The organism is Erwinia sp. V71, assembly GCF_965644245.1.
In the GTDB taxonomy this organism is placed as follows: Bacteria; Pseudomonadota; Gammaproteobacteria; order Enterobacterales; family Enterobacteriaceae; genus Erwinia.
Window position 1 is genome coordinate 1 of sequence record NZ_CBFFRK010000337.1, and the last position, 230, is coordinate 230.

Here is a 230-nt window from a genome sequence, read left to right on the forward strand (position 1 = left end):
GCGGTTCTTTGTTCATTTACCATACGATGACAGGACGAAAAAATGGTTCCCATCGAATTAATCGCACCTTCCTTAATTTACCATCACTCATTCTGACAACATCAATTGGATCCCCTGCCCATCCATTTTTTTTCATACTTTCAGTCAAATCAGCTGCGCGAATTCAGATAATAAGTGCAACGCTTGGTCATGTGGATGGAGGGACGGTTAGCTACCGATAAGCTATCCTG

The 230-nt window shown here is 42.6% G+C and carries 1 protein-coding gene; it reads left to right on the forward strand.

Annotated features, from left to right (window positions below):
• The coding region (locus tag ACSZO1_RS22865; protein ID WP_437616705.1) for a hypothetical protein at positions 1–221 on the forward strand (221 nt) is incomplete at its 5' end.
• Positions 222–230 lie beyond the last annotated feature (9 nt).